At 62.5% G+C, this 21550-nt stretch carries 15 protein-coding genes and 1 tRNA gene; 10 read left to right on the top strand and 6 right to left on the bottom strand.

Going from position 1 to position 21550, the window contains the following annotated elements; genetic code table 11:
* Positions 1-63: 63 nt before the first annotated feature.
* The gene (locus WBA38_RS03665; protein ID WP_424322061.1) at positions 64-906 is read right to left on the bottom strand and encodes an alpha/beta fold hydrolase; all 843 of its coding nucleotides are present in this window, start codon (positions 904-906) and stop codon (positions 64-66) included.
* A 192-nt stretch (positions 907-1098) separates the two neighbouring features.
* Between WBA38_RS03665 and WBA38_RS03660 the strand changes: the two genes are divergently transcribed.
* On the top strand, positions 1099-2466 hold the full coding sequence (locus tag WBA38_RS03660; protein WP_424322060.1) for an FAD-binding oxidoreductase: 1368 nt from the start codon (positions 1099-1101) through the stop codon (positions 2464-2466).
* Between the two features lie 260 nt (positions 2467-2726).
* The gene (locus WBA38_RS03655) at positions 2727-5765 is read left to right on the top strand and encodes a hypothetical protein (RefSeq protein WP_424322059.1); all 3039 of its coding nucleotides are present in this window, start codon (positions 2727-2729) and stop codon (positions 5763-5765) included.
* Positions 5766-5797: 32 nt separating this feature from the next.
* Here WBA38_RS03655 and WBA38_RS03650 read toward each other — a convergent pair whose 3' ends face one another.
* Positions 5798-6292, bottom strand: coding sequence for a DUF4262 domain-containing protein (locus WBA38_RS03650; protein ID WP_424322058.1), 495 nt, complete (start codon positions 6290-6292; stop codon positions 5798-5800).
* Between the two features lie 197 nt (positions 6293-6489).
* On the opposite strand from WBA38_RS03650, the gene dnaG reads away from it, so the two are divergent.
* Entirely contained in the window at positions 6490-8409 is a 1920-nt protein-coding gene (gene dnaG / locus WBA38_RS03645) for a DNA primase (RefSeq protein WP_424296485.1), read from the top strand.
* A gap of 82 nt (positions 8410-8491) precedes the next feature.
* Positions 8492-10513 (top strand): OPT family oligopeptide transporter, encoded by a 2022-nt coding sequence (locus tag WBA38_RS03640; RefSeq protein ID WP_424296486.1) that lies wholly within the window; start codon positions 8492-8494, stop codon positions 10511-10513.
* A 9-nt stretch (positions 10514-10522) separates the two neighbouring features.
* Here WBA38_RS03640 and WBA38_RS03635 read toward each other — a convergent pair whose 3' ends face one another.
* Entirely contained in the window at positions 10523-12259 is a 1737-nt protein-coding gene (locus WBA38_RS03635; protein WP_424322057.1) for a vWA domain-containing protein, read from the bottom strand.
* Positions 12260-12362: 103 nt separating this feature from the next.
* On the opposite strand from WBA38_RS03635, the gene WBA38_RS03630 reads away from it, so the two are divergent.
* Positions 12363-12436 (top strand) — tRNA-Ile (locus WBA38_RS03630).
* A gap of 96 nt (positions 12437-12532) precedes the next feature.
* On the opposite strand, the gene WBA38_RS03625 is transcribed toward WBA38_RS03630, so the two are convergent.
* Positions 12533-14572 (bottom strand): hypothetical protein, encoded by a 2040-nt coding sequence (locus tag WBA38_RS03625; protein WP_424322056.1) that lies wholly within the window; start codon positions 14570-14572, stop codon positions 12533-12535.
* 166 nt (positions 14573-14738) lie between these two features.
* On the opposite strand from WBA38_RS03625, the gene WBA38_RS03620 reads away from it, so the two are divergent.
* The 4 genes from WBA38_RS03620 to WBA38_RS03605 all read left to right on the top strand — a co-directional run bounded on the left by WBA38_RS03620 (position 14739) and on the right by WBA38_RS03605 (position 18808).
* Entirely contained in the window at positions 14739-15935 is a 1197-nt protein-coding gene (locus WBA38_RS03620) for a sensor histidine kinase (RefSeq protein WP_424296299.1), read from the top strand.
* A complete protein-coding gene (locus WBA38_RS03615) occupies positions 15932-16573 on the top strand; it encodes a response regulator (protein ID WP_424296301.1) in 642 nt (213 codons plus the stop codon). The genes WBA38_RS03620 and WBA38_RS03615 overlap by 4 nt, the downstream gene beginning before the upstream one ends.
* 103 nt (positions 16574-16676) lie before the next feature.
* Complete coding sequence (locus WBA38_RS03610; RefSeq protein ID WP_424296303.1) at positions 16677-17441, top strand: ABC transporter ATP-binding protein; 765 nt, start codon at positions 16677-16679, stop codon at positions 17439-17441.
* Positions 17438-18808 carry an FtsX-like permease family protein gene (locus tag WBA38_RS03605; protein ID WP_424296304.1) on the top strand — a complete coding sequence of 457 codons (1371 nt, stop codon included), beginning with the start codon at positions 17438-17440 and terminating at the stop codon, positions 18806-18808. The genes WBA38_RS03610 and WBA38_RS03605 overlap by 4 nt, the downstream gene beginning before the upstream one ends.
* A gap of 7 nt (positions 18809-18815) precedes the next feature.
* On the opposite strand, the gene WBA38_RS03600 is transcribed toward WBA38_RS03605, so the two are convergent.
* Positions 18816-20456, bottom strand: coding sequence for an MDR family MFS transporter (locus WBA38_RS03600; protein WP_424322055.1), 1641 nt, complete (start codon positions 20454-20456; stop codon positions 18816-18818).
* Entirely contained in the window at positions 20453-21061 is a 609-nt protein-coding gene (locus WBA38_RS03595; protein WP_424296308.1) for a TetR/AcrR family transcriptional regulator, read from the bottom strand. Before WBA38_RS03595 ends, WBA38_RS03600 begins: the two co-directional genes overlap by 4 nt.
* A gap of 97 nt (positions 21062-21158) precedes the next feature.
* On the opposite strand from WBA38_RS03595, the gene WBA38_RS03590 reads away from it, so the two are divergent.
* On the top strand, positions 21159-21550 hold a 392-nt coding region (locus WBA38_RS03590; protein ID WP_424322054.1), incomplete at its 3' end, for an FAD-dependent oxidoreductase.

Raw genomic sequence — 21550 nt, 5'->3', positions numbered from 1 at the left:
CGGGCCGGGTCTAGACAGACCCGGCCCGCGTCTTTTTGGTCTCCGAGGGTGGAGGCGGCTGACCTAGTTTTCGATGCGATCCAAGATGATCTCGGCTAGCTCCGACGCATTCTGGTCGGGGATCCAGTGGCTGGCGTGTTCGAGGATGTGAAGTCGGTAGTCGGCATTCACATAGTTGCCGGTGAGTTCGGCGCCTCGACGCGTCAGGGCACCGTCGCCGGCACCCCACACGTGCGAAGTCGGGACAGTAATGCGTCGTCCAGTCTTCTTTGGATTCGCGAAAGGGAGGCCGCGATACCAATTGATACCGCCGGTCAGGGACTCCGTATTGATCACGCGCTCGTAGGTGTCGGCGATCATCGCCTCATCCATACCGGTATCGGTGAGCATCTTCTCGAACATTTGCGGCCGCACCTGCGCCATCCACTCCGGGAGCGCTGGTAATTGAAATGCGCCCATGTACCACGACCGCCGGAGTTGGTCGCTTTGCTTGATGGAGGCGACGAATGCGGCGGGGTGCGGCACCGAGATACTCGTCAGCGTTTCCACCAAATCGGGGCGCGTTGCAGCCAAGGCCCAGGCAACTTGTCCGCCCCAGTCATGTCCGACGAGATGAACCTTCCCAGCATCGGACTGGATGATCAGCGACTCAATATCGCTGACGAGTTCGCTGATGCGGTAAGCAAATCGGCCGCGCGGGCGGGCTTGCGGAGAGTAGCCGCGCTGGTCCGGCGCGATCGTTCGATAGCCGCGCTGATTCAGAAGCGGCGTCACCAGACGCCACGAATGCGACGTTTGTGGAAAACCATGAAGCAGAACCACGGTCCCCTTGTCGGTGCGCACAGAGGGGTCCTCCGACGAGTCGACGACGTCGAAGGTCAGGCCTGCGCGTGAAAAGGTTTCCATGCCAACTCCCGAACTAGTCCACCAGGATTTCCGTGACAGTGAGTTACGGAAAGATCCGTTCTGCGGCGAACCTATGTTGTCCCGGCCCTGGGGTCAAGACCCCGGGGCCAGACGCTGGGGCCAAGATGTCGCGGACAGGCTGCATGGTTACGAAGCTGCATGGTTGAGAAGCAGGGAATCTATCGTGGACCCATGAGTGCACCGGATCTAATACCCCTCATCGAATCGCTGCCCGCGGGAATGGTCATCACCGACCGGGACATCCTGGGCGCGTACCGATTCGATCGAGCCAACGATCCGTCGGCCGGAATCCCACTGGCACTGGTTCGTCCAATGACCACCGAGCACGTTCAGACAGCGGTGAAATGGTGTGCCGCGCAAGGCGTTCCAATCATCACCCGGGGCGCGGGGACCAGCCTGTCCGGAGGTTCTACGGCCGTCGACGGTGCCGTCATGATCTCCACCGAGAAAATGCGCCAAATGACGGTCGACACGGCGACGCGAACGGTCGTCACCCAACCCGGCATGCTCAACGCGGAAGTAAAGGAAGCCGCTGCCGACCACGGACTCTGGTACCCGCCGGACCCGTCGTCATTCGAGATCTGCAGCATTGGTGGCAACGTGGCCACCAATGCCGGGGGCCTGTGTTGCGTCAAGTACGGCGTGACCGTGGACTATGTCCTCGGGTTGCAAGTGGTACTCGCTGACGGTCGTGCCGTGCGCATTGGCGGCAAGCAACTTAAAGACTCAGCGGGCCTACCCCTCACCAAGCTGTTCGTTGGCAGTGAAGGTCTTCTCGGGATCGTCACCGAGGCGACGCTGCGGCTGTTGCCGCCGCAGCCGCCAGCATGCACCGTGGTGGGGTCGTTCCCGTCGGTCCGTGCGGCCAGTGAAGCGGTCGTGGCCGTGACGGCGAAAATTCGGCCCGCGATGTTGGAGTTCATGGACTCCATCTCCATCAACGCCGTGGAGGACATGTTGAAGATGGGGCTCGACCGGACTGCGGGCGCACTGCTCGTCGCCCAGTCGGATGCCCCCGGCCCCGCAGGTGAGGCCGAAGTCGCGTTCATCGAAAAGGCCTTTACCGAGTGTGGCGCGGGAGAGGTGTTCTCAACATCTGATGCGGTGGAGTCGGAAGCATTTACCGCAGCCCGTCGCGCGGCGATTCCGGCCGTGGAGAAACTCGGCGCACTCCTGCTTGAAGATGTCGGAGTTCCACTGCCAGCGTTGCCCGATCTGATCGACGGCGTCGAAGCCATCGCAGCGAAAAATCGTGTCGTGATCTCTGTGATCGCGCACGCAGGCGACGGCAACACGCATCCGCTGATCGTGCATGATCCCACTGACGCCGATGAGACGGCCCGAGCCAACCAGGCGTTCGGTCAGATCATGGAATTGGCAATCTCGTTGGGCGGCACCATAACTGGTGAACACGGTGTTGGTCGTCTCAAGAAGGGGTGGCTCCGAGACCAAGTTGGCGACGACGTCATGGACCTAATGGGCCTGATCAAGAAGGCCGTCGACCCAGACGGGCTATTGAATCCCGGAGTGATGTTCTAGACGGTGACGGCGGGGTCGTGTATACCTCAACGCCGCCGTGAGCTATCGCCCACCTCGGCATCCGCGTGGAGTTGTCGTGGGGTCTCGCGGATGGACTTGTGTGGGCCAAGAAACGGGGTTCGTCAAGCCCGCGTGAACATCGACACAGAGCCGAATCCCGGTGCGGAGAAACCTGTCCGCGAGAGGTAATGTCCCCCTGTCCAGGTGGCCCCCGACCGGTGCGGTGCCAGCGTGAGAAAAGGTGTGGTGAGACAGCTCGAATGACGGCGTCAGTAACGGATCGTGCGACCGGATTCGAGACCGAGCTTCGGGACTCCTTCACCAGCGTTGACCTTCTACTGGAGGTTGACCTTCATCCCCGGCAGTACGCCTGCGCACGCGACCACATCGGTGCCCTCATGGATGAGATTCCGGCGGGTGCTCACATCGCGCTGCTCATGCGGTTCCCGGCGTTGGTGATCACGGGGTTGGTCGGCCATGCGGCGCTCACCGAGCCTGGCTCCGAGTACTGGGATAGCTTCTGGAAGACCATCGGCCGCGACCGCGACGAGGCGTTCGAGGCCGTCGTCGCGCAACTCCTTGGCGATCTGCTCCGCGAATGCGGCCTCCGCGACGTGGAGGCGCTCCGTGCCAAGAGCATTGCCCCGCTTATGAAGTTGCACGCAGGCCTGAGTGCGACGACCGTCGCTGCTCTCGTCAAAGTGGTGGAGCAACATGTACGCGCCGGGCGCGATCCCCGCGGCACCGCCATTCTGGAAAACATTACCGAGCACGGCTTTAAGCATCGGCAGGTGAACCTTCCCGCCGAGTTCCGCATCCTGCTCAAGTACGCACCCGCGGTGGCCGTCGGGATCTTCAATCGGCTCACCGAACTGCTGGTCGCTACCGTGGCACATCCGACGACGTGGACGCTCGACGCCATTACGCCGACCACGGCCGACCTGCCGACAGGCATTCTTCGCGCAGCCATCGACTGCCTGCGGTCGGCACCGTTCCTCGACGGCGACACGGCTGCGATTGCGTTGTGCACCAGTCGCTTCCCCGAAGTCCGGATCGACGCAGTCGACGGTGAGATTCGAGTGCTGGTGCCGCAGTCGGCCACCGACACCACGTGGCGAGTTTGGACCGGCGGCGCTCCCGAACAGATTGCGGTCCCCGCCGACGAAGCGGCCTCCCTGCCGATTGACGCGGTGGTCCGCGAGACCGTACTCATCAACCTCGATACGGGTATCCGTCGAATCGTTCCGCTTTTCGACCCAACCGACCCGCTGATCGTCTTTGGCGTGGACGGTCGGATTGTCTCTCGGTTCGTGTCGCTGCCCGCCACCGAACTTCTGGTCTTGGTGCCAAATGACACGGACCTGGTCTCCGAGGTCGGGACAAAGATCGCCATTACCGACTGCCGCCCGGCCCCGTGGGGTGGCTGGGAATTGCGGACGGTGGACCTTGCCGGGCACGCGGAACTAACGGCTCGGCGCCTCGGCAAGGACGGTCGTGCGCGCCGCGTGCTTCCGATTGAAACCCTGGGATTTGCGATGCCAGAAGCCCTTTCGGGCATTGTGGCGCGGTCGGGGGACCCCGTCTATGCCGAACGTCCCCTGGTGGATCTGCCGGCGCACGACGGTGACGACACGAAGGAGTGGCGGGTTCGGGTCCGCCGTGTTGGCGACCTGGACTGGGCGATCGACTACCCGTGGGCCTCTGCTGACTACGTGACGTCGGCCGACCCGTTTGACGGCCTCGCCGAGCCACTGATCGGGCGCTATGAGATTGCCGCAGGTGATTCGTACGGCCTCGACCTACGACTGTCCGTGGTGCTCGCGGAAGGTCTTGAATGCAGCCATGATCCGGTACTTCGGTTGCCGGAGGCGGACGGATTGTCGACATCGGTGACGGTGCTGGCATCCGAGGGGTTGACGATCGACGAGCCGGAGCTGTCGTTCGAGGCAATCGAGACCGAACGTGCGACGGTGATTCGGACCGACGAGACGGCCCTCGATGTGGTGGTGTGCCCGCCGCATGCGGAGATCCGGTTTGAGCATCCGGGCCATTCGGCGACATGGCAGACGTCGTTGCCGACGATCGGTGTGGACGAGGCGGGCCCTGGCCGGTTGACGGTTCGCGTGCCGGGTGCGAGCGATGTGTCGTTCGCGCTGCTCGACGCCGATGCCGACATTGTGCGCGAGTGGGAAGCCGACGAGCGTTCGGGTGTGGAGTTCTCGCTGGCAACCAAGTCGGTGAGCGATGCCGCAAAGCGATTGCTCACCGGCACCCTCGTTGCGCTGATCGAGGACGAGAATGGCGATACCGAAGAAACGGAAATCGCGACTGTCGTGCGGTCGGCGCCGGTCGAGGCACCGGAAACCATCGACCACGTCGGTGAAGGACTGACCGCGCAGTGGCTGCGTTTGGACACGGTACAGGCCGAAGAAGTGAACGCGCCGACGCCGGAGGCGACTCCGATCAATGCCGTCGTTGCCCCGGTCGATGAGATTCTGACCGCTGAACCGACGGCCTCCCTCGAGGCGCTGGGCGACAGCCCGGTCGCACCGTCGCGCATTCCGGCTTTGTTGATTCGTTCGGGTTTGGCTGAACAGATCTTTGAGGCACCGACGGATTACGTTGGGCCGCACCCGAACCCATTCATCAGCTGCATTCTGGCGACGTCGGCGGTAGTGGATCAGGATGCTCCGCAACGCGACAATGTGCAGTCGTTTTTGGCGGCGCGTGGTGGCGAAGACCTGCTGCGCATTCTGGCGACGGGACGCCTCGAGGACCCGCGCACCGGCGTGTTTGACCGTAACGTTCTCGCCGTCAACAACATGGACCGTGCCCAGGTGGAAGCAATGTTTGAGCCCTTCCGGATTGTGCCCGGACCGTTGGTTGATGTCGACATGCGGACTGCGGCGACCATTGAGGCCTTCCATCGGCGCGACGAGTGGATGACTGACCCGGTCAGTTCGGAAGCCCCCCGCTACGTAAACAAAACGCTGCGCGACGTGCGACGATCCTCACCCGAGCTGTACGACATGATCGCGGCCCGCAACGAAGCGCTGCACGGCGTCGACACCATCAGTAATCCATGGATGCTCCTATCGATGCAGTCCCTTGCTTTCGCGGCGATTGGACGTCTGCAGGCCTATGGCCGTCTGAAGACGCCGGTCCTGACCGACGAAGCCCGGGCCATGTGGGCCACATTGGCCGACTACTGTCCGGCGATGGTGGCCGCAGACCTGTTGATCGCGAACGCGGCGGTTGTGCGGGCGGACGCCCTCGACAAGATGCGGGCGACCGGATAAACGCCGCACAGCACCTCGGGTGACGGCGTACCTCAGGCGACCGCGTTGCCCGAGGAGGGGCGTGCCGTCGGCACACCCATCAAGGGTTGAACGTTGGACGGGATGGAGTAGCCAACCTGCCACGGGTAGCGGTCGGCGTGGTCGGGCCACACCAACTGCACGGTGCTGAAGCCCTGGCCGAAGATCAGCCGACTAAGTCGCAGCGGTTCGAGGTCGATCACGTCGATCGCCTCAAACCACACGGGCTTCCGCATGCCCGCGTGAACACGCGAACCCGCAGCGACCACGGTGCCGTCGACCGATGCTTGCGCGGCGTGGTTGAGCAACACGCAGGCGAGATCGGGTGGCAGGCCGGTGATTGCTAACTCCGGCAAGCCCAACTCGGTGAGTCCGGTGGTGTAGGCCAACGGGGGATGGCCCACACTGCCGAACACGCCCGTGACCGCCCAGCGGCCCTGCGCGATGAGGGCGAGTGCGCCGCCGACAAGGTCGTCCGAGCCGTCGCACCGGGGATCGAACTCGCACATGATGGCCTCCTTGGCGTTGGTTCGCGAAAATTAATTATTCGCTCAAATGTTCGATTGGTGATTTCACAGTAGATCGGGGATCTGACATTTTTGTGATGAAACGCCGGAGGTGGTTTGCGACCTGCGGAAAGGTGGGCAAAGTCGATCCTGTGGACAGTGGTCACCGGGGAATCGGGCAGGGCGCATAGACTGGTCGCGTGCCAGGCCGAATCCCCGATCACGACATCGCAGCAATACGCGAACAGACGCGGATCGAAGACATCGTCGGCGAGTACGTGACCCTTCGTCGAGCCGGCGCTGACCGGTTGACCGGACTCTGTCCGTTCCACGACGAGAAGACCCCGTCCTTCCATGTTCGCCCGCACCAGGGGCATTTTCACTGCTTCGGTTGCGGTGAAGGTGGCGACGTCTACTCGTTCCTGCAGAAGATTGAGCACGTCAGCTTCGTCGAGGCGGTTGAGCAACTCGCCGACAGCCTCAACTACACGATCAACTACGAGGGTGGCGGCGCAGCCATCAAGCGCGACCGCGGTACCCGGGCAAGGCTGGTCGCGGCGAATGCGGCGGCGCAGCAGTTTTACGCCGAACAACTCGCGACCCCGGATGCTCAAGCGGCACGGGACTTCTTGACCGCCAAGGGATTTGACGCCAAAGCCGCGGCGCATTTCGGCTGCGGGTATGCGCCCGCAGGGTGGGACGTGATGACCAAAGCCCTGCTCAAGCAAGGCTTCCAGTTCTCTGAGCTGGAGGCGGCCGGCCTGTCGAAACAGGGGCGGATGGGGCCGATCGACAGATTCCACCGTCGGCTCCTGTGGCCCATCCGCAATCTGGGCGGCGACGTCATCGGGTTCGGTGCCCGCAAGCTCTTTGACGATGACCAACTCGGCAAGTACATGAACACGCCCGAGACGATGCTCTACAAGAAGTCACAGGTGCTGTTCGGCCTCGACCTGGCCAAGCGGGACATCGCCAAGGGGCACCAAGTGGTCATTGTCGAGGGCTACACGGACGTCATGGCGATGCACCTGGCGGGCGTCACCACCGCTGTCGCAGCCTGTGGCACCGCCTTCGGCGAGGACCACCTCGCGTTGATTCGTCGCCTGATGATGGACGACTCGTATTTCCGCGGCGAAGTGATCTATACCTTCGACGGTGACGCGGCAGGTCAAGCCGCCGCAATGAAGGCTTTCGAAGGGGAGCAGTCGGTGGCGGGTCAAACCTTTGTCGCCGTCGCTCCCGACGGAATGGACCCCAACGACCTGCGGATGAAATCCGGCGACCCCGCTTTGCGGGACTTGATCGCCCGCCGCATCCCCATGTTCCAGTTCGCCATCAAGATGCTGATCGCCAAGCAAGATCTCGACACCGCGGAAGGGCGCGTGGCTGCGCTGCGGGACGCGGTCCCGGTCGTCGCACGGATCCGCGACGTTGCTCTCCGCGATGAGTACGCACGTCAGCTTGCCGGTTGGGTCGGTTGGGACGACGTGGCCCAGGTGCTTTCGCGTGTGCGCGGAGACGCCAAGCGGTACGGCCGCGGCAGGGGCGGACATTCGCGTCAGCAGCAGCGGGATTCGCGGACGCGGCCGGAAGCGATGTCGACTCCGCCGACCGCCCGACCGTTGCCGAACGATCCGCGACTGTGGCAGCAACGCGAAGCGCTCAAGTCCGCGCTGCAGTATCCGGCGATCGCGGGTACCGTCTTCGACTCGCTGCCCGGAGAGTGCTTCACCGACCCGTCGTACCTATTGATCCGCGAGGCCATCGCCAACGCCGGTGGTGCGGCCAGCGGGCTCGGTGGTGCGGCCTGGGTCGACGCCGTTCACAACCTACTGATTGACAATCCGGCTGTCGCCCCGCTGGTGACGGAGTTGGCCGTCGAACCGATTCCCGTCGAAGACGATCGGATCCCGCAATACATTTCGAGCGTGCTCGCGCGGTCGCAGGAGATCTGGGTGGGATCCCAGATTGCCGACATCAAGTCGAAGTTGCGGCGCATGTCGCCCAGCAATGACCCCGACGGCTACAACGCACTGTTTGGCGATCTCGTGGCGTTGGAGTCGTACCGACGGAGCTTGCTGGAGCAGGCCTTCGAGCCGGGCGCCGACGCCATCGGTTAGGAGTCCCGGTACGGCGTCGGGCCGCGGGCCGTAAGCTAAATCCCTGTCGTAATTAACGCGTCGTGGGATGGGGATAGCACGCATGGCAACGTCGGTAACAAGTCCAAGGCCGAGGAGTTCAATTCGTGAATTGACCCTTCGCAGCGTCGTGCTGGGCGGGCTCATCACACTCGTCTTTACCGCCGCGAATGTGTATCTCGGGCTCAAGGTGGGCATCACCTTTGCCACGGCGATCCCCGCAGCGGTGATCTCGATGTCGATCCTGCGGTACTTCCAAGACCATTCGATCGTCGAGAACAACATCGTGCAGACCATCGCGTCGGCGGCAGGCACACTGTCGGCGATCATCTTTGTGCTGCCCGGCCTCATCATGATCGGCTGGTGGACGGGATTCCCGTACTGGGAGACGGTGGCGGTGTGCGCGATCGGCGGCATTCTCGGCGTGATGTACTCGATTCCGCTGCGGCGTGCCCTGGTGACGGGTTCCGACCTGCCGTATCCGGAAGGTATTGCTGCCGCCGAGGTCCTCAAAGTGGGGGATACGTCCGGTCGTGACCCCGAAGACACCTCGCCCGACGCCAATCGCGGCGGTATGCGCGCGATCGTCGTCGGTGCCATCGGATCGGCGCTGTTTACGTTCCTCGGGTCGCTGAAGTTGCTGTCGACCAACGTTGCGGCAGCCTTCAAAGTGGGTTCCGGCGCGACGATGATCGGCGCAAGCCTGTCTATGGCGCTAATTGGTGTTGGTCACCTCGTGGGTATTGCTGTCGGCATTGCGATGGTCGTCGGCCTGGTGATCTCGTTCTTTGTTGTGCTCCCGATCCGCACCTGGAACTCCATTCCGTCGGGCGACCTGCTCGACGCGGTCAGCGGCGTCTTCAGTTCCGACGTCCGCATGGTGGGTGCCGGCGCGATCGCAGTGGCCGCCGTGTGGACACTGATCGTTGTTATCGGGCCCATCATTCGCGGCATCATCGACGCCGGGGCGAGCGCCCGTAAGCGCCAGGCAGGTCAGGAAGTCGACGTCACCGAACGCGACATTCCTATTACATACGTCGGTCTGACGGTGGTGGTCGCGATGATTCCCATCGCTTGGCTGCTCTGGGACTTCCTGCGAGACACCGCGCTCATGGGGAGCGCGCTCGGCATCGTGGTGGTCTCGGTGATCTTCGTGTTCGTCATCGGACTCGTCGTCGCCGCAGTCTGCGGCTACATGGCCGGGCTGATCGGATCGTCGAACAGCCCGATTTCCGGTGTCGGTGTCTTGGTCGTCCTGTGCGCGGCGCTGTTGATCAAGCTGACTTATGGGCCAGCGGGCAGTACGTCGGAGACTGAAACGCTGATCGCTTACACGCTGTTTACCGCGGCGGTCGTATTTGGTGTCGCGACCATCTCGAACGACAATTTGCAAGACCTGAAGACCGGCCAACTCGTGGGTGCGACACCGTGGAAGCAGCAGGTGGCGCTGATCATTGGTGTTCTGTTCGGTTCTGCGATCATTCCGCCGATTTTGGGCTTGATGAACACGGCGTTCGGTTTCGTCGGTATGGAAGGTGCCGGCGAGAATGCTCTCGCGGCACCGCAGGCCGCACTGATGTCGACGCTCGCCAAGGGCGTTTTCGGTGGCGACCTCAATTGGGCGCTGATTGGCCTCGGTGCCGCCATCGGTGCCGTCGTGATTGCCATCGACGAAGTTCTCAAGCGGACCACCAAGAACTTGAAACTACCGCCCCTGGCCGTCGGCATGGGCATGTACCTGCCAATGTCGTTGACGCTGATCATTCCGATCGGTGCCTTCCTCGGCCTCGCCTACAACAAGTGGGCTGACCGTACTGGCGGAGACGTCGAACGCAAGAAGCGCCTCGGCGTCCTGCTCGCCACCGGCTTGATCGTCGGCGAAAGCCTTTACGGCGTGATCTATGCGGCCATCGTCGCCGGTTCAGGCGACAGTGACCCCCTCGCGATCGTCGGCGACGGCCTCGGTAACTGGATGCAGGTCATCGGCGTCGTCGTGTTCGCCATCGGGATCACATGGCTGTACAGCTACACCAAGAAGCTCGCGAGTGACGGCCCGGAGACACAATCGGTGTTGCCGAAGAAGTAGGGCGGCCAGCTACTTTTCAGCTGCCGAGTAGAAGATCTTCTTCACCGCGATAGGGGTGGGGGTCGACTTATCCTCACCGTGAAATACCGTCCACTCCTTGCCGGACTTATTGAACAGGTCCGCCCCGCTCTTCTTGTAGACGAAGAAGTGCTCCTTGTTGGGCAACGAGCAGCCGTAGCCGTAGTCGTATCCGGTCGGTGGGAATGGCCACGCGCCGCCGACCCTGACTAGGCATTGCGCCCCGTTGACGAGTTCTAGCGCCCACGGGTCGACATTCGGTTTCGGAGTTGCGGTGGGCAGCGACCCGGAAAAACTGTGGGGCGTGAGCTTCTTGTCGAACGGGTATGCGGCGCACAGGAGCGTTCCGTTTTTCCCCGGCCAACAGGCGTACGAGGCGTCGGCAGTGGAGCCGCACTGGTAGACGCCGGCCGTCGAGGCTCCGGCTCCGATTCCATAGCAGTCTGTGCCGGAGTAGGCGACACCTGCTGGACCGACAGTGAAGCCGTTAATCGGGTTGCCGCTCTTGTCGACGGCGACTACGTTCACCACCTCCGGTCCATTTGAGGTACCGGACGCTGTGGAACTGCCTGTCGTCGAGGGAAGGCAACCGCACAGGATGACGGTCGTGACGGTGCCGTCCTTGATTCCCTTGCCGCCTTCGTAACCGAGTTTGTACGCGGTGCCTGCTTTGACGTCGGCAGGGAAGGTGGCGACGGAGTCCTTATCCTCCAGGGGCTCGCCGTAGAGTTCGATGGCCCGCGACCCCGGAGTGCCTTTGCCGACACCGTCGATGGTGACGCCGCTGCTCCCAGCAGGGTTGCCGGGGGCGATTTCGATGAGCTTGCCGGAGCCGTCGAAGCCGTAGGTGCAGTCTTCCCACAGATAAATGGTGCGGTCGCCGCTCTTGGTCCCGTTCGACGGGAAGCCGGGATTGGCTTTGCGGATGTCGTCGAGGGTGTCGCCGAGCGTGATGGTGCCGCGCGAGGTGGTCGATAGTCGTGTTGCGGCGCTGTCGGCATTTTGTGCAGCGGCGAGGCGCGCGCTGAGTTGGGCGGCATTGTCGGCGGTGATGAAGATGCCGCCGCCTTCAGTGGCGACACACTGCAGCGAGGCGGCATCCGTGCGGAAACCGACGGCGCTGATGGTGACGTCGGGGCGCTGCGAATGCAACGTCTTTGACGTTTGGCATGGGTCGGGTGCGCACGTGGATTCGCCGTCGGAGACGACGACAATCGACGCTGGTCCGCTGCGGGGTAGCTGCTTCCATGCTTCGGTGAGGGCATTCGCGATCGGGGTGAATCCTTGTGCGGTGATGCCCGTGAGGGCGATCTGCAGCTTGGACTTGTCGAGCGGGCCCAGCGGCAGCACGGTTTTGACGTCGGTACATCCGATGTTCTGCGAGGTGCGTGCCGCGGGTAGTTCGGAGCCGAAAGCGACGACCGCGAAGTCGGTGTCTGCCGGCAGGCCTCCGGCGAGGGCCGTTACCGCAGATTTTGCGGCCTCAAGGCGGACCCCGGGTGCGTCTGGCGTGTTCATCGAGTCGGATGCGTCGAGGACTACCACCGTCGGAATGGCTTGCGGTGTCACTTGATTCCCGGAGTTCGGTGCGCCATTGCTCGACGACTTGGTCGGTGTGCCGTCGGTCGACAGGGCTGAGCAGCCCCCGAGCAGCAGGGTGACACCGGCAGTTAGTGCGAGCAGGGTAGTGGCTCGTAGCTGGCTCCGCCTGAAGGTGATTGCGCGCATGGCTCCAACCGTAAGTCTGAGGGAATCCGGGGACTTCGTGATCCGGACACAAGCGTCCGTATGGGTGAAGGTATTCTCAATCCTCGGGTCGTTTCCGACCCAGGGGGCGATAGCTCAGTCGGTTAGAGCCGCTGACTCATAATCAGCTGGTCGCGGGTTCGAGCCCCGCTCGCCCCACTTAGCAAGAAGGTTCCCGCACCCTTTCTGGTTGTCGCACTATGACGCAACATAGTTCGACAAGCAGAAAGGGTGCGGGAACCTTTTGCGTTGCGGTTAGGCCGCGGGCTCGGTCAGGTCGCTTACCGGTGCCAGGTCTGCGGGGGCAGCGGGCGCGTCGCTCGTTGCCGGGGCTTGGTCGACGACCGGGGGAACAACGTCCGCTGGGAACTCGACCGGCGGTGCCTGCGTGTCCGGAATGGGCTCAGGTGCGGTCGGAGTAACCGCCGTCTCGGGCGTGAGGTTTGCCTTGATGTCGGCGAACGGGATCTGATCCGGATTGCTCGGATCCACTGTGTGCCTACCAGCGGTTGTATCGTCGACCGCGCTCGACACATCCTGCGTGGCAAGCAGGTTGGTCGGTGCCTGCACGTCTGAGAGGGTGCCACCCAACTTTTCGGCGATGTCCTTGAACATCTCCGATGCCTTCAAGATGTTGGTGCCCGTGCCGTTGATGAACGGACCGTACTGTTCGGTTGCGAACGACGACAGCGGGCTCAACAGCGCACCAATGGTATTGAGGTAGAAGGGGCTGAGGGCGGCCTCGGCGTCGCCGATGAAGCCGTTGACGTTGGGCAGTCCGATCAGTGGCAGCAGGCCGGTCACGTTGAGCAGCGACGTCGGGACCAGCGGGTTGTTCAGAAGTGCGTCGAGTCCCAGTGCGGCGAGGGCGTCGTCGGCTCCCCTTGGAAGGCCGAGCTTGACGGCTGGCTTGTCGCCCAACTGCAGGTCCGGGAGCAACGCGACACCGAACAGTGACGGCATGTAGATGCCCGCGCCTGCCGGGCCGACGTTGAATCCGCCGAGCGAATAGACGATCGGGATTGGTAGTAGCGGGTTCTGCAGAAGCAGGACGTTCTGGCCATTGTTGACGTTGATGCCGTTGGTGCCGAGATAGTTGTTGCTCTTGATATTGATGTTTGTGACGCCGAAGCCGAACGCCGTGTTGACGTTGGTCATGTCGAATTCAAGCGGCGAGTACAGGCCGTTGTCAAGCGGCATCATCACCGTCATGTGCATGTTGCCCGCTTCGGCGAGGCCGAACGGCAGTCCGGCGCTGACCGACGTGATCGGCACCGAGACTGTGAGATCGAAAGGATCGCTGACACCGGGGATTGCCGGGAATGCAAGTGCTGCGGTGGGCACTGCAGCCCACCAACCTGAATTGAAGCCGAGCAGGTTGTATTGGCCGCTGCCCTGAGGAACCCAAACAGTCGCGGTTGGCAAGTTAATACCTGGGAGTTCGAAGTTGCCGGGATCGACTCCGGGAACATTGCCGAGTATGCCGTTGATGCTGGGAAGCAAGCCGCCGATCAGGGGGATATCTAGGGACGGCAAACCGAGCTGCGCCAGAAGGGCGCTAGTGAGCGGTTTGTTGAGGATGTCGATCGTCGTCAGGTCCAGAATCAGTTGGCCGGGCGTCTTGATCAGATTGTTTTGGATATCGGTCTTGCCTGCGCCGAGGGCGCCCCAGTCCCAGCCGGATTCGTAACTACTGTGGGTGATTTCAAGGCCCTTGATGAGGTTGCCGAGTGCTGGAATGGGAAGGTTCCCAATGACCTCACCCAATGTCACGCCGAGGATCGGAACTGGATAGGTGAACAGGCCGTCGAGCAGGTCGAGTACGCCAGTGAGCGCTTCGACACCCGGAAGTTTGCCTGGCAGGATGTCTGCGACGTTGATGGTTTGCCCACCGGGCAGCACGATGTCGGGCAAGGCACCGGGGGTTGTACCCCAAGGTAGGTCCATCTCGACGATGTCCTTCAGGGCGCTGATCAAGCCGCTGATATCTGTCAGGTTAGTCAGATCGGTCTTTTTGTAGTCACTTCTCAAAATCGGCAGAATCCCGCCGCTCTGTTCGGCGATCGGATTCCAGATGCTGTTGCCGCCCTGGTTGGCGCTATTGGCGCCGGACAGGAAGTTGTCGAGGGCGTGCGAGAAGTCGCTGATTACCTGACTGTGGTTCGGGGCCGTCGCGGCGGTCGCGAGGTTGGGAGTGCTGAGTGCCAGCGTCGCTGTCGCAGCAAGGGCGCCGGCCGTTGTGGCGGCACGAGTCACGGTGGACTTCTTGAGGGGCTTACGATGCTGACCGCGCATGAACACTCCAATGACCATCTGTTCTGTGAGGGGGTCTCACAGAACGCTCATATGAGGTGTATCGCACTTTTGGTGATTTGGGCCTCTTTCCACCGTGGGTCGTGTTCGGAGCCACTCGTGATTCACCTCATCGGGTGAATGGAACGGGCTGTGGCACGGTAGGGGAATGAGATTGGCACGCAACGGGCTGTTCACGGATCCGCTCGCGTTTCCGAACCTGTCGCGGCGATCTGCGATTGGCGACGCTGTCGTCGGTTTTGTCGTCCTGGGTGTGCTCCTGCTTATGGCTTCGGGCCTAAATGGGACGCAGCAATTCGTGTCGGTTCTCGTTGGGCTGGCGCTTATGTGCCGTCGTTCCGCCCCCACGCTGATGATGCTGTTTGCGCTGGTTTCTGCGGCGATCCAAGTCGTCACCTACGACATCGCGGTTGGTCCCTCGCTGCTGTATGCGGTGCTTTACTACACGGCCGGAAACCATCCCAATCAGTGGGTGCGTCGCGGATCGCTCATCGTCGCGGTGATCGGTTCGGGATTCGCAGCCTGGGCCTACCAGCGATCGCCGGTCTACGGACCAACTGACAATGCATCGACGTTGGCTGGAAACGTCTTGACGTTCTTCGCTATTGCCGTGCTCCTCGTTGGGAGTTGGACCGTCGGCTTCGTGCGCTACCAACGTCAGCGAGTCGAGGAAGCTCGCATTGCCGCGCAGATCTCTGAACTCGAACGACGACGCCTCCTCGACCTCTACGACGAGCAGGCCGAACGATCGAGCTTGGCCCGCGACATGCACGATGTGGTGGCCCACTCCCTGGCGGTGGTGGTTGCCCAAGCCGAAGGTGCGCGCTTTTCGTTGGACGCCAACCCCGACGCCGTCAAAGAGTCTCTTGGTGTCATCGCCGACACGGCACGGCAGGCGCTCGCCGATGTCCGCGGCGTTCTTGAGGAACTACGGAGCACTGAAACGACTGCCGCGTACACGCGAACCGACCGCGACCAGCTGTACGCCCGGATGCGGGCGGCCGGGATGATCCTGCAGACGGATTCGGTCGGTGACGAAGACGCCGCGTCGCCTCTCAATGTGCGCGTCGCTTTTGCGATCCTCACCGAATCGCTTACCAACGCACTGAAATACGGCGATCTCGGGAGCCCTGTGACGGTTCGCCAAGACTGGAGCGAGGGCTGCCGACTGACAGTCCACAACGCGCTCTCGGCTACGCCGTTGGCGCCGGGCGGGGCTGGCCACGGCGTCCGCGGGATGGCTGAGCGGGCCGAACTCGCTGGCGGTACGCTGACCAGCGCTGCCGCCGACCACGGTTGGACCGTCGACCTGTCGATACCAGCACGCCCGGAAGGAATTTCATGATCCGCGTCGCCCTTGTCGACGACCAGCCGCTCTTTCGGGGAGGCATCGCGATGATCCTGGAAAGTCAGGACGACATCAGTGTCGTCACGCAAGCTTCATCGGCGGTCAACCTGGCGAGCACGGTGCGGATCACGAAGCCCGATGTTGTGTTGATGGATGTCCGGATGCCGGGAATCGACGGCATCGCTGCGACCGCGCAGCTCGTGGCAGACCTTGGTGAGAGCGCCCCAAAAGTCTTGGTACTCACGACATTCGACGTCGACGAAGCTGCCGCCCGCGCTATCGAAGCTGGCGCAAGTGGCTTTGTCCTCAAAGACGCTCAGCCAGACTTCCTCCTCGCAGCCGTCCGGGCCGTCGCCGACGGAAGCCAGGTGGTGGCAGCCTCGGCGACCCGGAAGCTGTTTGAGCGGCACGGAAATCGGTCCGCGACGCCCGGCCCCGAATACGACGCCCTGACCGCGCGTGAACGCGAAATTATGGTTCGGGCGGCCAACGGGCTGTCGAACGCGGAGATCGCGGAAGCCGAGTTCCTGTCCGAAGCGACGGTGAAAACTCACATTTCGCGAGTGTTGGCGAAACTGTCGTTGCGTGACCGCGTGCAGCTGGTGGTTTACGCCTACGAACACGGCATCGTCTGACGCCCGTACTACTTCAGGATGATGGGAAACCATCCTGACGTCGCATCCCTACGAGCCTTCTGGGCGACGCGAACGCTCTGGTCAGCGTCATAGCGTGGCAGTCATGACTACACCAGATCCGCACCTTCGGCCCGCCGTCGTTCTCCGGAACGTCTCCCGCACCTACGGGGATCCCGCCAATCCCGTCCATGCCCTCCGCGACGTGTCCGTGGATATTCGACGCCGCGAGTTCACCGCCATTATGGGACCGTCGGGTTCGGGCAAGTCGACCCTGATGAACGTGATGGCCGGGCTCGACAACATCGACGCCGGGCAGATCTGGCTCGGCGACACCCCGCTCGGCGGACTCGGCGACACCGCCCGAACCATCTTGCGGCGCACCAGCATTGGGTTCGTCTTCCAGTCGTTCAACCTGATCCCCACGCTGACCGCGGAAGAAAACATCCGCCTCCCGTTTGTGTTGGCCGGACATGAACCCGACGCCGAACAGCGGGCATGGATAGCGCATCTCGTGGGATCGCTCGGATTGCGAGACCGAATGGACCACCTGCCTTCCCAGCTCTCGGGCGGTCAGCAGCAACGAGTCGCGATCGTCCGAGCACTCGCCGGACGGCCGACCATCATCCTGGCCGACGAACCCACCGGGGCCCTCGACACTCGTACCAGCCGCGAGGTCCTCGCACTCCTGACGACGGCGGCCCGCGAATACGGGCAAGCCATCGCCATGGTGACCCACGATCCGGTTGCTGCCGCATACGCCGACCGCATCCTGGTGCTCGCGGACGGACGGATCGTCGGAGAATACCGGGGACTCGACGCCCACCAGATTTCCGACCTCCTCATCAACCTGCAGGGGGTGGCAGCATGAAAGCCACCGACTACCGTCTGACCACCGGTTCCCTGCGGGAAGTTTCCACGGTGGGGGTCGTATGTGGACTGTCCGCGGGATATGCAGGCACTATTCTCACCGCTAGTGACATTTTGCGCCGTGCCGGAGACGACGCTGACGGCGGTCTCGGGGTCATTCTCGGTGTTGTTGCCAGCGTCTTCATTCTAATTGCGCTGTTCGTCGCGGCGCTGGTCATCAGCAACGGCGTCGACACCGTTATCGCGGGCCGACGCAACCAACTCGAACTGCTCCGCCTCATCGGTGCCAGCTCAAGCCAACTGCGGTCGAGCCTCACCCGCGGGGTTGCGAAAGTGGCAACCATCGGCAGCGTGATCGGACTGGTCGCGGGAGTCGTCGCTGCGGACATCGCCCGCGTCGTCATGGTCTCGCGCGATGTCCTGCCCGACATTCGTTACAGCTACTTACCACCATCCGCTTTGTTCGCAGCTGTCGTGGTGGTGGGAGTTGCCGTGTGCGCCACGCTAGTCGGAACACGGAAGACGCTGAGCGGTGCGGCAGTGACAGGGGGACGCGCCACACGGGTGTGGCTGCGCCATTCGGTTGCGGTGATCCTGATCGGGTTCGGGGCGCTACTGCTGGTGGGTGCTGCAGTGCTCGGTGAGAACGGAAGTACGGAAGGCTTCTTCGCCGCCTTCTTTGGCACCGCCATCACCGCAACCGGATTCCTCATCGGTGCCCGGTCAATTGTGCCATCGTTGGTCGCCGGAATCGGTCGCCTTCTGGGCCGCACACCCGCCGCCATGCTGGCACGCAAGAATGCGGTCGCCGACCCGGCCCGCACTACCCGTTCAACGATTGGCCTCTTCATCGGCGTCACTCTGGTGACCACTGTTATCGCTGGAATGACGTCGCTGCGTACCTCTGCTGACCGATGGGACCTGACGGCCGAAGAGCTCGTCGAACAAGAGAAAATCCTGTCGATGACCACGTGGGTGCTCGTCGGACTGATCGTAATCTCCGTGGTGATCGCGGCCGTGGGCTTCATGTCGACCATGTCGCTCACCGTAATTGGGCGGACCCGCGAAATCGGCATGCTGCGCGCCATGGGATTTACTGCACGCCAAGTGCGGCAAACGATCACCCTCGAATCGGTGGCGCTGTCCGGAACCGCCATGCTCAGTGGGCTCGTCCTAGGCACTCTTTACGGCGCCATAGGCAGCCAGTCATTGATTGGCGCAATGACCCCCGGATTCCCCATTGGGCTTCCCGTTGGAGCGTTCGCGGCGATCGTCGCTGGGACTGTGGTGCTGGTAGTGGCGGCCGCATTACCGCCAGCGCGTCGAGCGGTGTCGGTGACACCGATCGACGCGCTGGCAGTCGTGTGAGTTTGTGCTACTCGCGACGGTCCGCGGCAGCGTCGTTGCTGACCATCTCGGCCTCGGTGAGGAGTTCTTCCTCGGTGACCACTTCGGCGGCCTCGTTCCGGACGGTCGTTGCGAGGGGCTTCTCATCGATGAACAGCAGCACGATCATCGCGATCGCAGCCAGCGGGACAAAGAACAAGAAGATCGGCAGCAGGGCCTCGTTGTACGACTCGATGATCGGGATGCGGATTGCGTCCGGCATCGCATTCACGGCGGCGGGCGTCAGAGCGTTGCGAGTATCTGAACCGCCGGCACTGCTGTTGCCCAACTTTTCGTGCATCAACGCGATCAGACGCGAAGCGAAGATGGAGCCGACGATCGCCGAACCCAGCGTCGCGCCGACCTGACGGAAGTAGTTATTCGCCGCCGTCGCAGTACCAACCATGCTGAGGGGGAACGAGTTCTGCACGATCAACGTCAGAATCTGCATCGACAAACCGATGCCGATACCGAAGACCGCCAAGTAGGCGCACATCAGCCAAGTCGGCGTCGTAATGTGCATTGAAGCGATCAGCAACAGGCCAATGCCCATGATGATGGTGCCGACGATCGGGAACATCTTGTACCGGCCGCTACGGGCGACAGCTTGACCCGAAGCAATCGACGAAACCAGCAAGCCGCCCATCATCGGAATCATGAGGAGGCCGGCGACGGTGGCGTCCACACCGGTCACCATCTGGATATAGGTCGGCATGTAACCCAGTGCGCCGAACATGGCGACACCGATCATCAAGTTCGCAACCGTCGTCAACGTGAAGTTGCGGTCGGCGAACAACGACATCGGAATCACCGGGTTTTCGGCGGCACGCTCAACAAAGATGAAGGCAATTGCGAGGACAACGGTGGCGACACCCAGGCCAATGATCTGGGGGCTGGCCCAGTCGTAGGTGTGACCACCCCAGGTGCAGACCAGCACCAGAGCGGTGGTCGCACCGGCAACCAGTGCCATGCCTAGGTAATCGAGCTTCGGGCGCACTTCGGTGACGACCTTCGGCAACTTCATGAACGCGATGGTCGCGATAATGGCCAGAGCACCCAACGGCAGGTTGAGCCAGAATGCCCAGCGCCAGCCCGGACCTTCCGTGAGCCAGCCGCCCAGCAGTGGCCCGGCAACCGACGACACCGCGAACACTGCACCCATGAATCCCATGTACTTGCCGCGCTCGCGGGCAGGAACTACGTCGGCAATGGCCGCCTGCGACAGGATCATCAGACCGCCACCGCCGATACCCTGCAGGATGCGACCGGCAATCAGCCAGGTGATGTTGGGCGACAGCGCGCCTACCACCGAACCGGCCAGGAACAGCACGATGGCGGTGAGGATGACGGGCTTGCGGCCCAGTAAGTCGCTGATCTTGCCGTACACCGGCATTACGACGGTGCTCGCCAAAATGTAGGCGGTAATAACCCATGTCATCTGGTCGACACCGTGCAATTCGCCGACGATTGTCGGGAGCGCCGTCGATAGCACCGTCTGGTTCAACGACGCCAACAGCATCGTTATCATCAGGCCGATGAAAAGGAGCAGCACGCTGCGACGATTCGCGGCTTCTGCTGCGGAAGCCCGGTTGGCGTCGTCGCCCGGCGGCTTTTCAATCAGTGTGGTCACAGTAGGTCCTTAAAGGATTTGCGGAAGACGGAAACGGCTTCGGCGAGAGCGGGGGAGTCGGGGTTATCGAGGACGTCCGGGTCGGATTTGTAAGCGAATCGAAGGACGGTGCCTGCCAACATGATGGTGGCGCGGGCCTTATTGACCGCGTCGGGACCGGCATCGTGAAAACGCTCGATGATATTGGTGCTCAATAGTTCTTGGGCCGAGGCACCGTGCTGTTGCATGCGTTCGGCGAGCTGCGGGTACGTGATCACGAGTTCGCGGTGGTCGGCATGGAGTCCGCCACCTTGACGAATGCTGGCCGCCACGGCGATTACTAGGTCGACGGCCCGCGTTAACCGGTCCGGTCCCGGCGGCGCGTTCAGAAAATCGTCGACCAAGTCGTCGGGGATGTTAGCTGGGCCCGCGCCGAGAACCGCGTCTTCTTTACATGCGTAGTAGTTAAAGAAGGTGCGCCGAGAAACGCCAGCGCGGTCGGCTATTTCGGCGACGGTGGTGTCGATGAGTCCGTTTTCGCGGACCAGTTCGACAGCAGCGGTACGCAGCGACTTCAAAGTGTCGATGCGCTGGCGCTCCCGTAAACCCAAATTAGAATATTGCACTAGTGCATTATTGCACGAGTGCAAGACCTTGGCTACGTGAGTGTGATGAGCGCTACTCGGGTGGAACATTGGGCTAATCGAAGTGGTTGTCGGAGGCATGGGGCGAAGTTCGGAAACAGTGATCGACCGGCGAATTGTAGTCATCGGTGCTGGTCAGGCTGGACTTTCTACGGGCTACTACCTGCAGCGGGAAGGGCTTCGCGCGGGCATCGACTTCGAGATTCTCGATGCCAACCCGACACCGGGCGGCGCGTGGAGTCACCGCTGGGACGCGTTGACGTTCAGCCTGGTGAACGGGGTGTACGACCTTCCTGGCTCGCCGAAGCCGGTCGCAGATCCGGACGAACCCGCGCGCGAGGTCATCAAGCGCTATTACGGAGGCTACGAACGCGACCGGGATCTTAAGATCTCGCGTCCGTGGCGAGTAGTGGCAGTCGAATCGATCGCCGGAGATCGATTTGCGTTGCGACATGCCGCGGAGAGCGGCAT

This window comes from Gordonia sp. (in: high G+C Gram-positive bacteria) (assembly GCF_049647785.1).
Lineage (GTDB): Bacteria > Actinomycetota > Actinomycetes > Mycobacteriales > Mycobacteriaceae > Gordonia.
The sequence above is the reverse complement of the archived record's forward strand: the minus strand, read 5'-3'. Positions and strand labels throughout refer to the sequence as shown.